This is a genomic window from Stackebrandtia nassauensis DSM 44728, assembly GCF_000024545.1.
GTDB classification, from domain to species: domain Bacteria; phylum Actinomycetota; class Actinomycetes; order Mycobacteriales; family Micromonosporaceae; genus Stackebrandtia; species Stackebrandtia nassauensis.
In genome coordinates, this window is sequence record NC_013947.1 from 5,686,895 (window position 1) to 5,707,073 (window position 20,179).

At 64.9% G+C, this 20,179-nt stretch carries 20 protein-coding genes and 1 pseudogene; 11 read left to right on the forward strand and 10 right to left on the reverse strand.

All coding sequences use genetic code 11. From position 1 onward, the window contains the following. The first annotated feature begins 90 nt into the window (after positions 1–90). The 3 genes from SNAS_RS26460 (at position 91) to SNAS_RS26465 (ending at position 2,634) form a co-directional block, all read left to right on the forward strand. Complete coding sequence (locus SNAS_RS26460; protein WP_013020555.1) at positions 91–1,002, forward strand: aminoglycoside phosphotransferase family protein; 912 nt, start codon at positions 91–93, stop codon at positions 1,000–1,002. 75 nt (positions 1,003–1,077) lie between these two features. Then, on the forward strand, positions 1,078–1,236 hold the full coding sequence (locus SNAS_RS35980) for a hypothetical protein (protein WP_013020556.1): 159 nt from the start codon (positions 1,078–1,080) through the stop codon (positions 1,234–1,236). Between the two features lie 198 nt (positions 1,237–1,434). Beyond that, entirely contained in the window at positions 1,435–2,634 is a 1,200-nt protein-coding gene (locus SNAS_RS26465) for an acyltransferase family protein (RefSeq protein ID WP_013020557.1), read from the forward strand. Between the two features lie 40 nt (positions 2,635–2,674). On the opposite strand, the pseudogene SNAS_RS37830 reads toward SNAS_RS26465, so the two are convergent. Beyond that, positions 2,675–3,355, reverse strand: a pseudogene (locus SNAS_RS37830) (GrpB family protein); the annotation flags it as partial. Continuing rightward, positions 3,356–4,699 carry a UDP-N-acetylmuramoyl-tripeptide--D-alanyl-D-alanine ligase gene (locus SNAS_RS26470; RefSeq protein ID WP_041626947.1) on the reverse strand — a complete coding sequence of 448 codons (1,344 nt, stop codon included), beginning with the start codon at positions 4,697–4,699 and terminating at the stop codon, positions 3,356–3,358. Between the two features lie 143 nt (positions 4,700–4,842). Between SNAS_RS26470 and SNAS_RS26475 the strand changes: the two genes are divergently transcribed. The 6 genes from SNAS_RS26475 to SNAS_RS26500 all read left to right on the forward strand — a co-directional run bounded on the left by SNAS_RS26475 (position 4,843) and on the right by SNAS_RS26500 (position 11,511). Continuing rightward, on the forward strand, positions 4,843–5,880 hold the full coding sequence (locus SNAS_RS26475) for a D-isomer specific 2-hydroxyacid dehydrogenase family protein (protein ID WP_041625192.1): 1,038 nt from the start codon (positions 4,843–4,845) through the stop codon (positions 5,878–5,880). Next, complete coding sequence (gene vanA, locus SNAS_RS26480) at positions 5,873–6,913, forward strand: D-alanine--(R)-lactate ligase (RefSeq protein ID WP_013020560.1); 1,041 nt, start codon at positions 5,873–5,875, stop codon at positions 6,911–6,913. The genes SNAS_RS26475 and vanA overlap by 8 nt, the downstream gene beginning before the upstream one ends. After that, positions 6,910–7,518, forward strand: a complete 609-nt coding sequence (vanX, locus tag SNAS_RS26485) for a D-Ala-D-Ala dipeptidase VanX (RefSeq protein ID WP_013020561.1) — start codon at positions 6,910–6,912, stop codon at positions 7,516–7,518. The genes vanA and vanX overlap by 4 nt, the downstream gene beginning before the upstream one ends. Positions 7,519–7,529: 11 nt before the next feature. Continuing rightward, on the forward strand, positions 7,530–8,015 hold the full coding sequence (locus tag SNAS_RS26490) for a GNAT family N-acetyltransferase (RefSeq protein ID WP_144300646.1): 486 nt from the start codon (positions 7,530–7,532) through the stop codon (positions 8,013–8,015). Positions 8,016–8,140: 125 nt separating this feature from the next. Continuing rightward, the gene (locus tag SNAS_RS26495) at positions 8,141–8,668 is read left to right on the forward strand and encodes a M15 family metallopeptidase (protein WP_013020563.1); all 528 of its coding nucleotides are present in this window, start codon (positions 8,141–8,143) and stop codon (positions 8,666–8,668) included. Between the two features lie 113 nt (positions 8,669–8,781). Further along, positions 8,782–11,511 carry an AfsR/SARP family transcriptional regulator gene (locus SNAS_RS26500; protein WP_169313924.1) on the forward strand — a complete coding sequence of 910 codons (2,730 nt, stop codon included), beginning with the start codon at positions 8,782–8,784 and terminating at the stop codon, positions 11,509–11,511. Here SNAS_RS26500 and SNAS_RS26505 read toward each other — a convergent pair. From SNAS_RS26505 to SNAS_RS26540, 7 genes are all read right to left on the reverse strand, one after another. Further along, positions 11,498–12,379, reverse strand: a complete 882-nt coding sequence (locus SNAS_RS26505; protein WP_013020565.1) for a hypothetical protein — start codon at positions 12,377–12,379, stop codon at positions 11,498–11,500. The two genes, SNAS_RS26500 and SNAS_RS26505, sit on opposite strands and share 14 nt — an antisense overlap. Further along, positions 12,376–12,702, reverse strand: a complete 327-nt coding sequence (locus tag SNAS_RS26510) for a hypothetical protein (protein WP_013020566.1) — start codon at positions 12,700–12,702, stop codon at positions 12,376–12,378. Before SNAS_RS26510 ends, SNAS_RS26505 begins: the two co-directional genes overlap by 4 nt. A gap of 43 nt (positions 12,703–12,745) precedes the next feature. Further along, on the reverse strand, positions 12,746–13,291 hold the full coding sequence (locus SNAS_RS26515) for a hypothetical protein (RefSeq protein ID WP_013020567.1): 546 nt from the start codon (positions 13,289–13,291) through the stop codon (positions 12,746–12,748). A 22-nt stretch (positions 13,292–13,313) separates the two neighbouring features. Further along, positions 13,314–14,891, reverse strand: a complete 1,578-nt coding sequence (locus SNAS_RS35415) for a WXG100-like domain-containing protein (RefSeq protein ID WP_013020568.1) — start codon at positions 14,889–14,891, stop codon at positions 13,314–13,316. A gap of 14 nt (positions 14,892–14,905) precedes the next feature. Further along, the gene (locus SNAS_RS26530) at positions 14,906–15,301 is read right to left on the reverse strand and encodes a hypothetical protein (protein WP_169313925.1); all 396 of its coding nucleotides are present in this window, start codon (positions 15,299–15,301) and stop codon (positions 14,906–14,908) included. Between the two features lie 244 nt (positions 15,302–15,545). Further along, entirely contained in the window at positions 15,546–15,758 is a 213-nt protein-coding gene (locus SNAS_RS26535) for a VOC family protein (protein WP_144300647.1), read from the reverse strand. A 21-nt stretch (positions 15,759–15,779) separates the two neighbouring features. Then, entirely contained in the window at positions 15,780–16,400 is a 621-nt protein-coding gene (locus SNAS_RS26540; protein WP_013020570.1) for a dihydrofolate reductase family protein, read from the reverse strand. Between the two features lie 120 nt (positions 16,401–16,520). On the opposite strand from SNAS_RS26540, the gene SNAS_RS26545 reads away from it, so the two are divergent. Next, the gene (locus SNAS_RS26545; protein ID WP_013020571.1) at positions 16,521–17,312 is read left to right on the forward strand and encodes a class I SAM-dependent methyltransferase; all 792 of its coding nucleotides are present in this window, start codon (positions 16,521–16,523) and stop codon (positions 17,310–17,312) included. Between the two features lie 91 nt (positions 17,313–17,403). Here SNAS_RS26545 and SNAS_RS26550 read toward each other — a convergent pair whose 3' ends face one another. Then, positions 17,404–17,892, reverse strand: a complete 489-nt coding sequence (locus SNAS_RS26550; protein ID WP_013020572.1) for a YkvA family protein — start codon at positions 17,890–17,892, stop codon at positions 17,404–17,406. Positions 17,893–18,397: 505 nt separating this feature from the next. On the opposite strand from SNAS_RS26550, the gene SNAS_RS26555 reads away from it, so the two are divergent. Beyond that, positions 18,398–19,858: a tyrosine-type recombinase/integrase gene (locus tag SNAS_RS26555; protein ID WP_211207252.1), complete on the forward strand. Its 1,461-nt coding sequence runs from the start codon at positions 18,398–18,400 to the stop codon at positions 19,856–19,858. The last annotated feature ends 321 nt before the right edge of the window (positions 19,859–20,179 follow it).

The following is a 20,179-nucleotide window of genomic DNA, read 5'->3' on the forward strand; positions in this document are numbered from 1 at the left end:
CAGCCTGCCACAGCCCACCCCCGGTACCGAACCCGAAATACCGAGATCACACGATGCGCGGCGGGTGTTTAGCCGCGCAGGCTGGCCCTCATGACCGATGCTCCGAGAATCGACGCCACCCTGGTGCGCCGCCTGCTCACCACCCAGTTCCCGCAGTGGGCCGACCTGCCCGTCACCCCCGTGGCCACGCAGGGCATGGACAACGCCACCTTCCGGCTCGGCGACCACATGTCGGTACGGCTGCCCCGCTACCGCCGCTGGGTCGGCCAGGTCGAGCGCGAACAACGCTGGCTGCCCCGGCTCGCCCCGCACCTGCCGCTCACCGTGTCGACCCCGCTGGCCGAAGGCCAACCCGACGAGCACTACCCCTTCCCGTGGTCGATCTACCGGTGGCTCGACGGCCACGCCCTCGACCCCGACCGCCTGCCCGACCCGCTGCGCGCGGCCCGCGACCTGGCCGAGTTCATCGCGGCCCTGCAAGCCATCGACACCACCGACGCACCAGGGCCACAATGGAGCAACTCCTACCGCGGCGCCGCCATCGACGCCCCCGTCGATTCGGTGGCGGCCAAGGACCGGGTCCTCCCCAAGATCGAAGCCCTCAGGGACACCGTCGACACCGATGCGATCATGTCCGTCTGGGAAGCCGCCCTGTCGGCCCCCGCCTGGGACCGCCCACCCGTATGGCTGCACGGCGACCTCGCGCCCGGCAACCTCCTCTTCACCGACGACAGACTCTCGGCGGTCATCGACTTCGGCACCGTCGCCGTCGGCGACCCGGCCTGCGACATCACCTGCGTCTGGATGTTCCGCGACCCAGCGGCCCGCGACCTCCTCCGCCAACAACTCAATGTGGACCCAGCAACCTGGACCCGCGCCCGGGGCTGGACCCTGGCGGCCAACCTCCCGGTACCCCAGGACCCGTTCTACACCAACCGTCCGGACCGGACGAAACGATCACTATCCATTCTCGACGATCTCATCGCCGACACCCTCCCCTGAGGTTTGACCACCGCCTCCCACGGGTAATCCCACACCGCCCCAAGTAACCGCCCGAACCGTCCCAGGAGATCCACCATGGCTGTCCTGCAAGCGATCCTCTACATCGCCGCCGTCATACTCCTCATCCTCGGCGCCCTGCCCACCCGCGGCACCCGAGGCGTCTCACTACCCCTGCTCGGCGCCGCCTGCGCACTACTGGCGTACGCCCTGCCCGACATCACCCAAATCGGGTGAGGCGATCACCGAACCCACCCCGACGCGAATCGGACAAGCCACGCCGAGCCCCCGGCTTGATTTGTGGGCTCACTTGAGGCATGGTGCCTGTAGCACCCTATGCGCCCGAATGGTTCGGGTATCGCGACGCTGCTGCTGGTCACGTCCGCGATACCCGGGATGGTCCGACCCCCGACGGTTTGAGGAGTGGCCCGACAAATGAGCACCGAGGTGTCCGCGCGCGGTGAGACCCCCACGACCGGAACCAACGCCAAACCGGCGACCGCGAAGTCCGGCAAAGACCCCCTGCTGGACAACGCCAAAGTGGTCCTGATCGTGTCGGTGGTGTGCGGCCACGCGTGGTCCCCGCTCCTGGACGACAGCCACACCGTCCGAGCGATCTACCTGACGCTGTACGCCTTCCACATGCCCGCGTTCGTGATGCTCTCGGGCTACCTGTCCCGCTCGTACAACGGCCGCGAAAGCCAGCGCTACCGCGTGGTCTCCACCCTCATCGTCCCCTACGTGGTCTTCTCCCTCCTATACGGAGCGATGCGCTACTGGACCGAGGACGAACTCAACCCCGACCTCCTCAACCCCTTCTTCCAACTCTGGTTCCTAGTAGCCCTATTGGTTTGGCGCCTAACAGCTCCAATATGGAAACTAGTCCGCTACCCCGTCCTCGTGGCCCTGGTCATCTCCATCGGGGCCTCCACGATGGACCTGCCCGGCGAACTGGACCTCGGCCGACTACTCCAGTTCCTCCCCTTCTTCGTAGCGGGCCTCTTCCTCAAACGCGACCACATCGACGCCCTCCGCCGCCCCCTCCCCCGCATCGCCCTGGCCACCGGCGCCGCCGCCATCGTGTGGGCCGCCTTCGCGTTCGGCGGCGAGGTCGACCGCCACTGGATGTACCTCAACGACGGCGCGAAACAACTGGGCCTCACCTTCGGCGAAGCATTCCTGATGCGCATAGTCCTGCTGGCCTGCGCGGTAACCCTGATCGCCGCCTTCCTGGCCCTGATGCCCGGCAAACAACGCTGGTACACCGCCCTGGGCGCGGCCACGATGTACCCGTTCCTCCTGCACGGCTTCTTCGTCAAGATCGCCGAGGACGGCTTCAAGCTCTACGAAAACGACTTCATCAACACCGGCACCGGCGCCCTCACCGTCACCGCCTGCGCGATAACCCTGGCCGCCCTCCTACTGAGCCGCCCCATCCGCTGGCTCACCAAACCCATCGTCGAACCCAACCTCGACTGGCTCCTCAAACGCCCCCTCCAAGCGGCCAAACCCCGCGCGACCCCAACCCCCACACCACCTCCCGCCCCACACCCACCCACCGACGTGAACCACCCCCGAACCCCGACCTACCCCGACACCAAGGACGCCAAGGAAACCCCACCCCCAACCACGTGACCCGCCGGTCGGCTAAGCGAAGCCCTGCCCGCCGCAGGATCTCGATGATCGCGGAAGCCTTCTGCGAGTTGTACCCCGACGCGGACCACGCGTTGTCAGCGGCGGCCCGCCGCTTGGCCGCCTCGTAGTACTCCCGTTCATCCGGACGCGCGCGCAACCAGTCGCGAAAGGCCAGGTGCCGCAAGTGCTCATCGCAATCCGGCGCGAACACGTGCAGGTTCACCGTATGCCCTTCAGTCCACAAACTACGGTGCTCGTACCACTCGGGCTCGCGGACGCGCAGAACATAGCCAACTGTTTCCAGCGCCGGTACATACGCGTTCTCGTCGGCCGGATCGGCCACGATCAGATCGATATCGATGCGGTTCTTCGCCGACAACCCCGGCACCGCGGTCGACCCGACATGCTCCACGGCCAGTGCGCCAGCACCGAGCGCGTCGCGAATACGCGACCGCTCGACCCGGTACCTGTCGGGCCAAGACGGGTCGTACGGCTCCATCGTGATCGGCGAATTGGGCACGTCGATGGATCGGTCACCAACGGCCCGCCGGGCAAGCCGATCAGGACTCGGCGACGAAATCGGCTCCGGCAGTGGCGGCAGACGCATGCCAAACACCATATGGCCGCTCCGCAAGCCGTTGCCCGAACACAACCGGCGCGGCCACCCCGATGGCGACGCCCGTAACGTACTTCGCCAGAAGCGACCAGCAACAGCGCTCATCTACACGAGCGCGGCGGCGACCTCGTCCAGGAACACGCCACGGGAAGCCTTCACCAGCACCACATCCCCAGCCGTGATGTGCCCGCGCAGCCAGTCGATGGCCGCGTCGTTGTCAGGCAGCGCCACCGCCGAGTCCCCCGCGCCGTCGGCCACCAGGCTGGCGATCCCGCCGACCGCGACCACGACGTCGGCCCGGGCGGCGGCGTACTCCCCGGCCGCACGGTGCTCCGACTCGTGGTCATCACCGAGTTCCAGCATCTCGCCAAGAACCGCGATCCGACGCCCGCCCTCGATCCCCGCCAGCGCGTCCAAAGCCGCGCGAGTCGAGTCCGGGTTGGAGTTGAACGAGTCGTTGAGCAACGTCGCTCCACTGTCGAGTTCGCGCAGTTCCATACGCCACTTCGACAGCGACGCGGTGGCCAACGCCGACGCGGCCACATCGAGGGGCACCCCAGCCGCCAGCCCCGCCGCCACCGCGGCCGACGCGTTGTGAGCCTGGTGAGCCCCCACGAGCGGCAGCTCGACGAAAGCCGAGCCGTCCGCGGTTCGCAACGTGAACGACGGTCGGCTCAGCCGATCCAGCGTCAGGTCGACTACCCGCACGTCGGCATGCTCCGCGTACCCGAAGGTCAGCACCGGCCCATTGGTCAGCGAACGCATCGCGACCACCACGGGATCGTCGGCGTTGAGAACGGCGGTGCCCCCGGGCGCCAGCCCTCGCACCAGCTCACCTTTGGCCTTGGCGATGGCCTGCCGCGACCCGAAATAACTCAGATGCGACTGACCCACGTTGAGGACGACCGCGACGTCCGGCGCGACCAAACCGGTGAGATCCGCGATGTCACCGACACGACGGGCACCCATTTCGAGCACCAGGAACCGAGACGCCGCGTCAGCGCGCAGCATGGTGACCGGCACCCCGATCTCGTTGTTGAACGAGTCGACCGCGGCGATCGTCGGTGCGGTACTCGACACCACAGTCGCCAACAGATCCTTGGTACTGGTCTTCCCCTGCGACCCCGTCAATCCGGCAACGGTCAACCCATCCCGCAACCGCCCCACAACATAAGCGGCGAGCGCCTGCACCGCGGCCTGCACGTCCTTGACAACCACAGTAGACAGCGACGTGGGCCGGGAACCAAGCACCGCCACCGCACCGGCTTCGCCCGCCTGCTCGGCGAAATCATGGCCGTCCACGCGATCCCCAGCGAACGCGACGAACAAGCCGCCCGGCTCCGCCTGCCGACCATCGAGCACGGCCGGAGCGGTCACCATCACGGCGCCGTCACCCTCGACCGTCCCGTCAACGACCACGGCGATCTCGCCGAGACTGAGTGGGATCATGCCCACCATTCAAGCCACTCAGACGTTGCCAAAACGTATCGATTTTCCGATACACCAACGATAAGTTACCCGCCAGTAGAATATCGTCAGCATATCGAAAAACGCATACGCGCTGGCAACATCCCGCTGTCTTGAATGAAGGCATGACCTTCAGCGAACCAGCCCGATCAACGGCTCGCGCCCGATGGCAGGCGCCCGCGTCCGCCTCGACCATCCCGACGATGGGAATCACGGTCTACGGCTGCGGACAGGACGAGGCCGTCCTGTTCCGCGAGATGTCACCCAGCTACGGCGTGACCCCCACGATCACCCCGGCACCGCTAACCGAAGCCAACGTCGAACTCGCCTTCGGCAACCGCTGCGTCAGCGTCGGTCACAAGACCCGAATCACCGATGCCACCCTCCGCGCGCTCAACCGAATCGGCACAAACTACATCTCCACCAGGAGCATCGGCTACAACCACATCAATGTGGACTACGCCAAAACCCTGGACATCACCGTCGAGAACGTCTCCTACTCCCCCGACAGCGTCGCCGACTACACCCTGATGCTCATGCTGATGGTGGTGCGCAGCGCCAAATCCATCATCCGCCGCACCGACGTCCACGACTACCGGCTCAACGACGTATGCGGCAGAGAACTACGCGACCTCACCGTCGGCGTCATCGGCACCGGACGAATCGGCGCCGCCGTCATGGACCGACTGTGGGGCTTCGGTTGCCGCGTCCTCACCCACGATCGCCGTCACAAGACCGGCGCCGACCACGTCCCCCTCGACCAACTGCTGCGCCAAAGCGACATGGTCACGCTCCACACACCACTGAACGCGAGCACCCACCACCTCCTCAACCGCACCCGCCTCGAGCAGATGAAACCCGGCGCCTACGTCATCAACACCGGACGCGGCTCCCTCATCGACACCGAAGCCCTGGTCCCCGCACTGGAGAGCGGCCGCTTGGGTGGTGCGGCCCTGGACGTCATCGAGGGCGAAGAGGGCGTCTTCTACGCCGACTGCCGCAACAAGGTCATCGAGAGCAAATCCCTGCTGCGACTACAAGAACTGCCCAATGTGCTCATCAGCCCGCACACGGCCTACTACACCGACCACGCCCTGAGCGACACGGTCGAGAACTCCATCATCAATTGCCAGAAATTCGAGAACAGGAACCAGCATGGCTAAGTCCAAGGTCGGCATCGTATTCGGAGGCGCGTGCGAGGAGAACCCCGTCTCCGTCAAGTCCGCACAAGAGGTCGCCAGAAACCTCGACACCGACAAATACGAAGTGCTCTACATCGGCATCACGAAAACCGGCGACTGGCTGCTGTGCGACAGCCCCGACACCGGCTGGGAGACCACCAAAAACCGTCCCGCCGTCCTGTCACCCGACAGAAACGTCCACGGACTCCTCGTCCTCGAAAACGGGAAATACGAAACGATCCGCCTGGACCTGGTCTTCCCCGTCCTACACGGCAAACTCGGCGAAGACGGCGCGATCCAAGGCCTGCTCGAACTGTCCGGCATCCCCTACGTAGGCTGCGACGTCCAAACCTCCGCTCTGTGTATGGACAAGTCCCTCACCTACCTGGTCGCCCAACACGCGGGAATCACGACACCGCAGTACTGGATCGTCACGGCGAACAAGGACATCGAACCCGACCGCCTCCCCTACCCCGTCGTGGTGAAACCAGCCCGATCCGGCTCATCCTTCGGCGTCAACAAGGTCACCCACGAAGAAGAACTCCAAACCGCGATCGACACCGCCCGCCAGTACGACTCGAAGGTTCTCATCGAAGAAGCCATCGTCGGCACCGAAGTCGGATGCTCCATATTGGGCGAGCGATACGGACTGGTAGCGGGCGAAGTGGACCAGATCAACGTCTCCCAAGGCATCTTCAGAATCCACCAGGAGAACAACCCCGAAAGCGGCTCCGAGAACTCCACCATCACCGTTCCCGCCGACATCTCCCTGGAATCACGATCCCTCGTCCAGGAGACAGCCAAAACCCTCTACCGCGCCCTCGGCGGCAAAGGCCTCGCCCGCATCGACTTCTTCCTAAAAGAAGACGGAACCCTGGTCCTCAACGAAGTACAGACCCTGCCCGGCATGACCTCCTACAGCCGCTACCCACGAATGATGGCCGCCGCGGGAATCCCGATGGCCGACCTCATCGACCGCATGGTCTCCCTGACCCTGAACGGAAAACGGCGATGAGCGACGACTTTGTCTTCGTGGACGAGGCCGTTCCCGGAATCCGTTGGGACGCCAAGTACGCCACCTGGGACAACTTCACCGGCAAACCGGTCGACGGCTACCTGGTCAACCGCATCCTGGGCACCCGCGCGCTATGCGCGGCTCTCGAACGAGCCCGCAAAGAAGCCGCGTCCCTCGACTTCGGCCTACTCCTGTGGGACGGCTACCGCCCCCAACGCGCCGTCGACCGCTTCATGCGCTGGTCAGAACAACCCGAAGACGGCCGCACCAAACGACGCCACTACCCGAACATAGCCAGAACCGAAATGTTCGAACTAGGCTATGTAGACGCCAAATCCGGCCACAGTCGAGGCAGCACCGTCGACCTCACCCTCTACCACCTGGCCACCGGCGAACTCGTCCCCATGGGCGGCGACCACGACCTGATGGACCCGGTCTCCCACCACGGAGCGACCGGAATCACCCCAACCGAAGCCGAGAACCGCCGCCACCTCCGCTCCATCATGGAGACCGCCGGTTTCCGCGCGTACCCCTACGAATGGTGGCACTACACGCTGGAGGACGAGCCCTACCCCGACACCTACTTCGACTTCCCCATCACATGATCGAACCACGTATGAAACCACCCGAACTACGACTCGCACACACCACCGACGCCGCAGCCGTCAACGACCTGCTCCACCAACTGGGCTACCCCCAAGACGACACCGCGACAACAGCGGCCCGAATCCAAACCTGGAACGACGACCCCGCCAGCGCGGCCTACGTAGCCGACGCCAACGGTGTCCTCCTCGGCCTGGTCGCGGTCCACGTCTGCCCCTACTTCGAACGAAACGGTTCCTGGGGCCGAATCGTGGCACTCGTCGTCGCCGACCAAGCCCGAGGCCAAGGACTAGGCGGCAAGCTCGTCGCGGCAGCGGAATCGTTCGCCGAAAGCCAAGGATGCGTCCGCATGGAGGTTTCCAGCTCGAACCGCCGCGAAGCCGCGCACAAGTTCTACCGCCACCGCGGCTACATCAACCAAACCGATAGATCATCCCGGTTCCAACGCGATCTCCACGACACCAACCATCGTGAAGACCACCCCCTACCAACTATCTGACCCACACCCCCACGTCGTCGCGAACCCTCCAAAAGGTTCGCGGCGACGTTCTCCATCCCCCATATCGTCGGCATATCAAAAATCGCATACGACCTGGCAACACACCCTTGCCTTGACTAACAGGCATGACCTACCGCGAGCCAACCCAAACCGCTCCCCGCATCCCCCGCTCCACCCTCTCCGCCGCCCACCGCACCCTGGGCGAAGCCCACGGCGCCGTCCCCGCCAACGCAACCGTCTTCGACACCCACCTCCCCGCCATAGCCAACCTCAACCCCGACCTCCTCAACGCCCTACACCAAGCCGCCACCGACGCGGCCCACCACGGCATCACCTTCACGGTCAACGGCGGCTGGCGCTCCCCCGAATACCAACAACACCTCCTCCAAGAAGCCATCACCACCTACGGCTCAGCCACCGAAGCCGCCCGCTGGGTCGCCACCCCCGACACATCCCCCCACGTATCCGGCCACGCCATCGACCTCGGCCCCACCAAAACCACCCGCTGGCTCTCCACCCACGGCTCCAAATACGGCCTATGCCAAATCTTCGACAACGAACCCTGGCACTACGAACTCCGCCCCGAAGCCATCACCCACGGCTGCCCACCCCGCTACCCCGACCCCTCCCACGACCCCCGCATGCGCCGCTAACCCTCACGTCGCTCCCCAGCCGAAACGCACCGTGACCATCCATACCGGTCCCGTGGCTCCGGTACTGGATCGTGGCGCCCGTCCTAGTAGGGTCGGTTCGCATGGAGGTTCGGGTGCTTGGAACCGTTCAAGTCATCTCGAACGGGCAACCGATTCTGCGAGCGAGGCGGCGAGAACGACTGCTGCTGGGGCTGTTGGCATTGGAGGCCAACCGGTCGATCACGACCTCGCGTCTTGAGCAGTTGCTGTGGGACGGCGACGCGCCGAAGAATCCACGCCAAGTGATTCGGGTCTACATATCGCGGCTGCGGACGCAATTGGAGGCCGCCGACTCGTCGCTGGTCGAGTTGGCCCATGAGGGAACCGGGTACGTGTTGCACATTGCCCCCGAGCGTGTCGACGCGCTCCGTTTCGAAGCGGAGGTGGCCGCCGCGCGTGCGGTGCCCGACCCCCACGAACGCGGCCGATGCCTCGCCGCCGCCCTCGCGCTGTGGCGCGGCCCCCTGCTGGACGGCGCGGCGGACGAGCTGCTGCGCGACCGGATCGGGCAACGACTCCACGAACAGCGACTGGCCGCCGAGGAGCTCCGCGTGGAGGCGGAACTAGAAGCCGGACACCACGAGGCACTGCTGCCCGAATTGGCCGAGCTGACCGTCCGGTACCCGTTGCGCGAGAAGCTCATCGCCGCCCGCATGACGGCACTGCACCGATCCCACCGCACCTCCGAGGCACTGGCGCTCTACCGCACCGCCACCACGGAGCACCGCGAGCAGTCGGGACTCGACTTCAGCGACGCCCTCAAAGCCCTGCACGTGGCGATACTCCGAGCCGACGAACTCACGAGCGACGACCCGGAAGCGCCCGGCGCCTCCACACCGGTTCCCGCCCAACTCCCATCCGACCTCGCCCGCTACGTCGGCCGCCAACCCGAAATCCACGCGCTCACCGCCGCGGTCTCCGGCACCACCCGAGGCCGCGCGAGGGTGTTCGCCGTCGACGGCATGGCCGGTGTGGGCAAGTCGGCCCTGGTGATCCACGCCGCCCACCGCGTCGCCGACCGGTTCCCCGACGGCCAGCTCTACGTCAACCTGCACGGATTCACCCACGGTTCGCAGCCGGTCTCGCCCGTCGACGTCCTCGATCGCATGCTGCGGGCGCTAGGCATACCGGCCGACAAGATCCCCCGCCTCACCGACGACCGCGCCGCCGTATTCCGCAGCCTGCTGGCCAACCGGAAACTGTTGATCATTCTGGACAACGCCGCCAGCGAAGACCAGGTGGAACCGCTGCTGCCCGCCGCCGAAGGCTGCCTGGTGTTCATCACCAGCCGCATCCGGCTGTCGGGTCTGGACGATATCCACCTCCTGTCGCTCTCTCCGCTGTCCATTGAAGATTCCATGGAACTGTTCCGGCAGATCGCCGGTCCCGACCGGATCGGCGGCGACACCGAGACGCTCGCCGCGATCGTGGGCATCTGCGGAAACCTCCCCTTGGCGGTGCGCATCGCCGCCGCCCGCCTGCGAGACCAACCCCAGTGGACCATCAGCTCGCTGCTGGAACGGCTCCGGAACGGCGACGCGCCACTGTCCGAACTGGCCATCGGCCACCGGGGAGTCGCCAAGGCCCTGGAACTGTCCTACCGCCATCTGGATGCCCCGGCCCAGCGGATGTTCCGGCTGCTGGGGCTGGCACCGGCCATGCCGGTGGACGCCCAGGCAGCGGCTGCCCTGGCCGACACGACGACCAGATCCGCCGAGACGGTCCTGTCCACCCTGACCTCCGCGCGAATGCTCGATTCCCAGGCCACGGACCGCTACCAGTTCCATGACCTCACCAAGCACTACGCCGCCGACAAGGCCGACCGCGACGAAACCGCCGAGTCACGACGGGAAGCCCTCAAGCGGCTGCTCGACCACTACCTGAACCTGGTCATGCTAGCCGCCCACCGGCTCGAACCAGCGCAGATCACCCTCAAAGGCGACGCCAATCCGAACGCGATACCCGACCACGCGGCGGCACTGTCCTGGCTGGACGACAGACGGCACCAACTGAAGGCCGCCGTCATCGCGGGAAACACCGAGGGCTTCCACGGGCAGGTCTGGGATCTGTGTGCGCGGATGACCGGGTACTACAGGCTTCGCGGTCACTACGAGGACTGGCTGACCACGCTCCAGCGTGGACTGTCTTCGGCCACGGCCCTCGACGATGACCAGGCGCGGGCCTACATGCTGGTTCGGCTGATACTCCCGTACCAGGCCACGGGCGACACCGCTCGTGCCTTCAGCAATGCCGAAGAGGCCGCCAGTCTGTTCGAAAGGCACGGGAACGACATCATGCAGGCGGCGGCCCTCAACAATCTCGGGTGGCTGGTCGTCGAGTCCGCCGAGCGCACCAACACCGACGCCATCGACTCAGCCCGGCGACACCTGGAAAAGGCCCTCGAGTTGTGCACCGGACTGGCCAATGCCAACGGTCAGGTGAAGGTCCTGGTGAACCTCGGCGATCTGTGTCGCATGCGGGACCAGTGCGACGAGGCGCTGCGACACTACGATCGCGCCTTGTCCCTGGCCCGGGAAACCGGACAAGCGGACGACCAGAGTGCCGCGCTCTACGGCATCGGCCTCACACACATCGAACAGCGCGAATACTCCTCGGCGATCGATCCGCTGACCGAAGCCCTGAACCTGTCCCGCCAGGCCGGAGCCCTGGCGCGCATACCCGGTTGCCTCGAGAATCTCGGCAACGCCCACAAAGAACTCGGGCAGCTCGAACAGGCGTCGAGGTATCACCAGGAACTGGAAGACCTGCTCGCCGGTGACGACAGTGCCCTCACCTGCCCGTGAAGGGCGGGTAGGAGGGGATGGCGTCGTCGAAGACGATCTCAGCGGCTTCATGAGATTTGCCGAAGACCTTGTCGAGATCCTGGTGCACCTGATTGGCATGCTCCCCCGCGCTTTTCAAACCCGCACTCATCGACTCCAGAATTCCGGCGACCCTGTCACCGCCGAGCTGGATACCTGCCACAGCCTTGCCCGCCTGAGTGACCACTACTTTGGACAAGGCGACGCCCTTGTCGACTCCCTTCGGAGCGAAGATCCCCGCCACCTCAAGGGAGATTCCCAGGACTTCGAGGAATCCCTTGGCGAACGCACCGGCGACGACCGCGCGCGGATCGAGTTTGGCCAATGTCTCCTCGGTTTTTCGGGCCACTTCGAGGCCGATCTCCCGCACATGCCGATAAAGCTCCGCATAAGAGTCGAAGGCGCTGTGGGTCGCCTCCATGATGTCCTGTTGGACCCTGGAATGGTAGGGCAGCTGGTAAAGATAGAAGCTCTCGAAGTCCTTCCCGGCACCCTCCTCCCAGCTCGACAGCGTCTTCTGGATGCTCCGGATCACTCCCTCGGAGAAACCGATCGGGGATTTGAAGTCCGCGAGAGCCTTCCTGGCGGCTTCGAGATCGGCCACCGCGTCCTGTCCGTCGAGAGCCTTGCCGTGCACCATGCCGTACTCCACCAATGTGGAGGTAACCCATTTCAGATCGGGAAGCTGCGACTTCATCACCTGCTGGCCGATCCAATGGCCGAGCATGTTGGGCCGTCCGTCTGGCCCGGCCGGGGCGGGCATGGCCTCGATCTCTTCGATCATCTTCTGTTTGGCCAGCGCCTCGATGCGGCCCCCGATGGCCGTCAGTTCCGCGAGATAGGCGTTCATCGCCCCGCCTTCCGCCGCAAGTCGCCCGGGAGGAGTCGAAGTGCCTTGCTCACCTCTCGGTCACCCTCGTCGTCGGCGTTCTTGTAGTCAATGGCGGCCTTTTCCAGTCCTGCGGCTACCGACTTGTGGTTCCGGATTATCGCATCGTTCATATAGGACGCTAGCGTGTACAACGCATGCGCGGAGCCGCCTAGATGCGGCGTGCCCCCTTGGGCTTCCGCGGTCATCGCCGCGAGATCCTTGGCGCAGCCGATCAGCGCGGGCAGCTGCGACGGAGCCGTCGCCGCATCGTGCAGATCTGCGTCGTTCACTTTGACATTCACAGTCGAGTCCTATCGTCGATGTTGAGAGAGGGAGGGGCGTTCGTCAGCCCAGGAACGGCGGCAACTTAGCGACCTCCACAGTGAAGTACTCGCGGCAGTAAGCCGCCGTCACTGCCGCCGAATACCGTTGTGAGACCTCCGAGAGCGCGCCGTTGAGTTCGGCCTCCATGTCGCCGGTGTTGCAACGCGTCAGGGCTCTGGGGGCGACGACAGTCGTCACCCGCCCCTGGACCCGCTCCATGGTCACGAAGCCACGCGAAGAAATACCCTGAACCCGAATCGCCGCCAGTTCAGCCCAGTACCGCTCCAACCGGTCGTCCTTGCGAACACCGCGCCGCTCGACTGCCGGAGCACCCCCGCTCTTGTCGAAGATCCCGTCCTTCGCACTGTCGTAAGCCCGCGACAACGACTCCAGACACCGATCCACCGCAGCCGCCAACGACTGCTCGCTATGCCGTTCCAGGCACCCCTCCGTGAGGACAATGGCCGCGCCTTTCGAGTCGAACCGCAACTTCACCGTGCCGTCGGGCGAGGCGACCTTGATCCGCAACCGATCCATGAGCTCCGAGAACGTACTCACAACCACCACCCCTTCGGCTCCACGTGACGCCTCACCGCGAACCCCCCGATCGCGTCCCCCGACCGAAGAACGGTCCCGGGTCATGGAACCGCGTGGTCTCGGCACTGGAGGTGATGATCGTCGGCGAGGTCTTTGGTGCCCGCCACAGTTCGCTGTGCTCCTCGGTCTCCCCGCCACGGCGGGACAGCCGATCCACGACCTCGCGCTCATCAAATTGCCCACTCAGCTCTTCGTTGGCGCGCAACGGCTTCACCGGTCCCGGATCGTGCCGATGCCCCTGCCAGTCGGACCGCCGCGTGATCACAGCGGGGACAACGGCCCCGTTCGGCTCCCAGAACTCCTCCAGCGGCCCGTCGGAACTTAGGCGCTTGTCCTCATCACGGCGGTGCGACTTCTGGACCACAGGCTTGAGCGGCGCCGCTGGTCGGCCCGCGCCACCGGCGCGAATGACTCCCCGGTTGAGGTTCTCCCCTCCAGAACGCAGCCGTGGGATCCGGACGGCGCGAACCTTGTTTCGCGGTCCGGCGACGACACCGTTCGGGCCGATCAGACGCCCCTTCACGGCGGGAGCCGGATTCGTGGTCCCGGGGCGTTGGCCGATAACTGGCCTGGTCAGGGCGTTGACGGGACGAGGAGTCCCGATCGGCGCCGTACCGGTGTTGCCCTGCCGGGAACCGATCACCGACGGGACGGTCCTACCCGGCGGGCGCGGAGCCTTCGGAGCCGGGGGCGGGGTTTGCCGAGGCGCCGTCCGAGGTACCGAGGGTTTCGGCCGGGGAGGTGGCGTCGACCGGGGCGGCGGCATCGTCCTGGATGGACGGACTCCTACGGGAGGTGGCTTCCTGGGCGGGCAGACCGGCAGTTTGGGCTCCGGGCTCTGCTGGTGCACCCGGCCGAACGGTGGTGCGACCGGCGGGGGCGGCGGCGAACCCGGCGGTGGGCCGGTCAGAGCCGGTCCAGGTCCAGGGCCCGTCCCCGTCGAGCCGGGCGGGGGCCCCTGCAGGTCCGGCTCGTCCGCACCTGGCGGCACCGAAGAGCCACCCGGCTCAACGAAGCCGGAACCGGGTCCCGGCGGTGCGGCGTCGCCACCCGACCGTCCCGAGGAATGACCGGATTGCCCTGGCGCCTCGGGTTCGGGGAGCGGCGTGAAGTCGACATCGAACTGAAGGGCACTGCTGTGGGTCTCGATCTGCTCGGTGGCCGCGACCATGGCCTGGCGAGCGCGAACGGAGAAGGTCCTCGATTCCGGGCCGTCGTCCATCGGACAACCCGCCGCGGCCCAGTCGTCGGCGATGTCGGTCACCTTCGTCTGGACATCGGCCACCTCGACGGCGATACCGTTCCACCGCTCGGAGGCGCTGAATGCCTGGTCCGCCGCCGTCCGCAACTGCTCCGCCTGCCCGGACAGGGCGGTGAAGAAGGCCTCGCCGGACTTGCTGCTCCAAGCCGACGACGCGGCCTCCAGATGACGCAGCATGCTCGTCGCCTGGTCGTGCAGCGCCGTACCTAGTTCGCGCCAGGCATCGGCTTGCCGCAGCAGCGTGTCCGGCGAGTCAGGTGCGACGATCTCGGCGATCTCGTAGACCTTGTAGCCGTCGAAGGCGCCCATGGACAATCCCTTCCCTATCCGTCGCGGCCGGGCTCAGCGGACCGTGGAATGTTCAGCATCCGGGTGACGACGGCCAGATTGGCCGCGTCCGACTCGTCTTGACCACGCAAACTCATGGCGATCGCCTCGGTCAGCCGACTGGCCCGGTACATGCTGTCGCGGGAGTGGTCGATCAGCTGCCTGGCTCGTTCCACAGCGAGCCCGTGAATCGCCATCACCGCTGAGGCGGGCTGGTTCCGAGCATCCGCACCGTACGGCATATCACCCTGTGTGGATGGAGACATGATGCCGCCAACGTCGAATTCCGAACGGATTGACTCGGCTGCCTTGTCGAACGCCTCCGCCTCGGCACGCAGCCGCTTCGACAACGCCAGTATCTCGGGGACGTCGATCGTGACGTCGGACGCCATCATTGCCGCCTCTCTGTCAGTGGCCTGATCCACAGAAATCCACCATGGACTATTGCGCTGTGTGAGAGTCCGCTCCGATACCAGCCCAAAAGGAGCTCGGCCGCCGACCCGCATCCCGAGCAATGGTGCCGTCCGCGAGTTTCCAAATCCTTACCAACCACCGCGAACAGCGAGCACGGGCCTGTACAAACAGCGCATCCAAGCCGCTGACAGTCTTTGAACAGCGGTTGACTTATTCCGCTGGTCAGTCCGCGAAGTCCCCGACGCGCCAGGGCATCTCCTGCAATGTCCAGGTGTTGCCGTCGGGGTCTACGAACGGCACGTAGAACATTGAGCCCTCGTGTTCGTCCACTTCGCCCATCTCCACACCCTTTTCGACCAGCTCCTCGCGGGTCGCCCTGACGTCGGCGACCACCAGGTGGAGTGCGCGCAGCGATCCGGCCATGTGGTCGGACAACGTGGGCAACCCTGTGCTCAGTCAGGAAGTCGGGCGGCGGTAGATCAGGTGCGTGACGCCGACGCCCGTTATCGTTTCGGGTCCGCTGAGGTCGATCGGTGCTGCCCCGACGCCGTCGAGCATGCGAACGCCACCGCCGAGAACGGTTGGGACCAAGTCGATGCGCAGTTCGTCCAACAGTCCGACCGAAAGCGCCTGGCCAACGATGCTGCCCGGGCCGATGCCGACGTCCTTGCCGTCGGCGACCTTGATCGCTTGCCGGACGGCGGATTCCACCCCGTCGGTCACGAAGGTGAACGGCGTGACAGTGTTCGTCCATTCCGGGGGGTTGTGGGTGACCACGAAGACCGGTACGTCGCCCTGCGGGTGTGCCCCGCCCCAGCCGTTGGTCATGTCGAACTGTTTTCGGCCGACCACCAGGGCACCGGTGTGGTCCATCAGGTCGCGAAGGTAGCGGGCGGTGGCTTCGGAGGTTCGATAGGTGAGGCGTTCGGGATCGGCACTCGGCGTTTCAACATCGCCTGCGGTGCACCAGGCAAAGAGTCGGTCGAATCCGGAGTTCCCGGGCCCGGCGATGTAGCCGTCCAGGGAAACGGATGCCTGCGCGAAAACCTTGCCGGGCGAGCTCTGGTCGGTGGTCATTGGGGTTCCTTCGTGGTCGACATTGGGCGGTTCGAGGGGTAGACGGTACGGCGCGGGAGAACTCATCGGTGGTCGCGGAGGAAACTTTTCGGACGGTCCCGGCGGGTAGGCTTCGCTGCCATGCCGGAAGACTCTGAACGACTCGCGCGACTGGCTCGTGCCTGGGACGATGCCGCGGCCGGGTACGACGCCTATTTCGTCCCGCGGTTCGCGCCTTGGGTGGAGCTGGCCGTTAGCGCGGTTGTGGAGGCGGACCTGCCCGACGGCCCGATTCTCGTGCCCTGCTGCGGAACCTTCCCCGAAGCCGAGTTGCTCGTCGAGCGTTTCCCCGATCGTGAGATCGCCGGGATCGACCTGTCGGACGGCATGGTCGCGCGGGCGCGTGAACGGACCTCCCCGTGGCCCAATGTCACGGCGATCGTGGGGGACGCGGCGACCCTTGATCCGCGCTGGTCCGGTGAGTGCGCCGCCGTGGTGTCGGTCTTCGGTCTCCAGCAGCTACCCGATCCGGGGCTGGTCATGCGATCTTGGCTGGACGCGCTGGGTCCGGGTGGGAGGTTGTCGGTGGTTTTCTGGCCGGAGAAGACCGAGACGGACGGGCCGTTCGCGCTCATGTCCGAAGTGGTGCGTGGACGGCTGTCGGCGGGCGAGGCCCGGCCCGATCGGTTCGCGGAGATCGTGACCGGCCACGGCGCGGCGCTTGAGCGGGACGAGTTCGTGTCCTACCCGATGACGCACGCTGACGCGTCGACGTTCTTCGACGCTTTCACGCGCTCCGGCCCGGCCCGTGCCCTGGCGTTGGCACAGGGCGACGCGTTCATGGACTCGCTGCGCGAGGAGTTTCTCCGACTTGCCCCGTCCGGCGAGTGGGTCCACCATCCACAGGCCCGCTTGATCGTCGCCCACCGCTGACCGAGGTTTAGGGCCAGAGGCTTGCCGGTCAGCAGTCACGGGGTCAGTCTGGCGCTTGCTAACGATCGGCCGTCGGCTACCGTCACGCCTTCTACCTACCGGCGTCGATGCCGTGCTCACGCTGGCGTTTTTGGCCAAGATAGTTTCCCGCTTCGGCATACAGACTGCCCAGCAGCCAGGCCGCGAGCCCGATATCGTCGGCGAAACCGATCACCGGCAGCAGTTCCGGAATCAAGTCGATCGGCGAAACCAGGTACACCACCGCCGCCAGCCACAGCACCGTCTGCGAACGCGACACGCTCCGATCGCCTCGATTCCAAGCCGAGGAGATCATCGCCGGGATCGCGGCCAACCTGCGCAGCGGCCCGCCTTCCGCCTCAACCTCAGTGCGGCTGGACGCCGACCGCCGCAGTTTCACCAGCCGACGCCGCACCCGCGCAACCACTCCGGCGATCATCAGCCCGAAGCCAGCGGCGATAAGGCCGACAGGAAGCAGCCACAGCTCATCGGTCCAGGTGGGAATCGGTGTGAGGAACAACGCTCCTCCCAGCACCATCAGCACAACCCCGAAAACGATCACTGACGCCTCCTCGCTCGCGAGTCACCTGCCGAATCGAGGGCTTCCCGCGCAGAACACGAATCCCCCGACGGGACTTCCAACGCGTGGCCTCCTCGGCGTGTTCCACCGAAGACCCAGGACCTTCCGTATCCAAAAGCGACATACACCACGGTCCCGACAAACCACAACGGTCCGACCCGTTCGCGGGTTCGGACCGTTTTCCAAAGTTCTGAGACATCACACTGTCGGGGACGACAGACCATGCTGTTGAATCCTGTCGTCCCTCCTTCGTCGGGACGACAGGATTTGAACCTGCGACCCCTCGCTCCCAAATCCCGTTCGCCAAAACTACAGGCAGGTTGGCGAGTCCTCGAAAAGTGGTTAGTTTGCAGGTCAGGCGACACATATTCACAGTCCCGCATACCGGCTTGTGACGGTGACTGATGCGTCGTCCACGGTCAAACGACGGTCACGGAAGCGGGACACCACCATGGGCTATTCACGTTGTCGGAAGACTTCCAAGGGTTTGAAACGCTACACCGCCTACTATCTCGATTCCCGCGGCGACGAGCGGTCAGCGGGCACCTTCGGCAAGAAGAAGGAAGCCGACAAAGCGTGGCAACGTGCCGAAGGCAAGGTGTCCGAAGGTCGGGGCGGGCAGCTCATTCGAGGTCGGCAGACCTTCAAGACGTATGTCGAAGAAAAGTGGCTGCCGAACCTGTCCGTCGAGCAAAGCACGCTTGAGGGCTATACGTACGTCTTGTACGCGCACATCATGGACTATTTCGAAACGTCCCGGATGATGGACATATACGCGAACAACATTCGTGAGTGGATTAAGACCCTCAAGAGCAACGGGATGACTGCTGCGAACATCCAACACGTCAAGACTCAGTTGAGTTCCATTCTCACCAGTGCGGTCAAAGACGAAGTCATCGTCGGCAACCCCTGCCTGCTGGTTGACATCGATCCGGTCCCGCTGAAACCCCTGCGCATTGTCACTCCCGAAGAATTCGACATCTTTCACGCCGCGTTGCCCGACGAGATGTCAAAACTTCTCGTCGAAACCGGAATCGAAACCGGGTGCCGGTGGGGAGAACTATCTGAACTTCGTCCGAAAGACTTCGACTTCGATACCTGCGTAGTAACAATCAGCCGCGCAGTCGTTCAGCTGGTACGCAAATTCCATCCAGAAGGCAAACGGTTCCTCGTCAAGGAATACCCAAAAGACAAAGAATTCCGATACTTCAAAGTCAACAGGGCCCTCTGTCGCAGGATTCAGGTTCATATCGAGAAGAACGGGCTCGCCGACGATGACTTGTTGTTTTGGTACGTGCCGAAGCAAGAGGCCGAGCTTCCAGCGCTGGACGCCGATCCCAAGACCCTCGGGAAGACCAAACCCAATGAAAAAGGCAGGACCTACCAGCACGGCACCACATCCGCGTACACTGCGGCCAAATGCCGTTGCGACCACTGCAAGAAGGCAATGGCCATCTATCGAGCAAAACGACGTGCGGAGGGCAAAGACCAGCCCCGTAAAGTCCGCAACTGGGACACCGATGGTCACATCCCCAAGCGGTGGTTCCGTGATCGAATCCTGAGGCCAGCCCTGAAGAAGTCTGGCATCGCCGTCGACATCGCCATGCACAAGCTGCGGCATGCCCACGCCAGTTGGGCGCTGAAGGGAGGAGCCGATCTCCACATTGTCAAAGAGCGGCTAGGTCACGCCAACATCAGCACTACTGAGCGATACCTACACGCGATGGATGAAGGCGACGAAACGGCTCTTGAAGCGATCGAGTCGTTCCGGCAGAGTCAAAGAAGTAAAGGCAGGACTCAAGCGCTCGTGCAGATCGGCACTGTGGATGAGCAGTCTCACCAGGGTGCGATGACCACTGAGCAGGTGCTTGAGGAGATGAAACGAATCGATCAGCTCCAAGCTCATCTTCGTGATCAACTGTCGCAGTCACTGAGTAGCGGCGCATAAGTCCTGCAACATCCCTTGAGTGAGAGCCTCCGGACGAAGCCCCAGTGTCCGAGCTTGGTCCCCTCCAGCCGTGCTGGGTTGGCGTACTACCGGAAGGTCATTGGTTCGAATCCGACCCCTGCCGCCAACAAATACCTGGTCAAGGGCCTGATGATCATCCCCGAGTTGTCGACTCCGGTGGCCTGACCCATCCCTTGGGGACATGGCATGTACGGCTGCGTTGCAGCCGCCTGGCGATCCCCCACGCCACTGCCGCGATGACCACTCCCGCGGCCACCGTGATGCCTCCGATCATCCAGCCGCCAAGCCCTCCGAAAACTC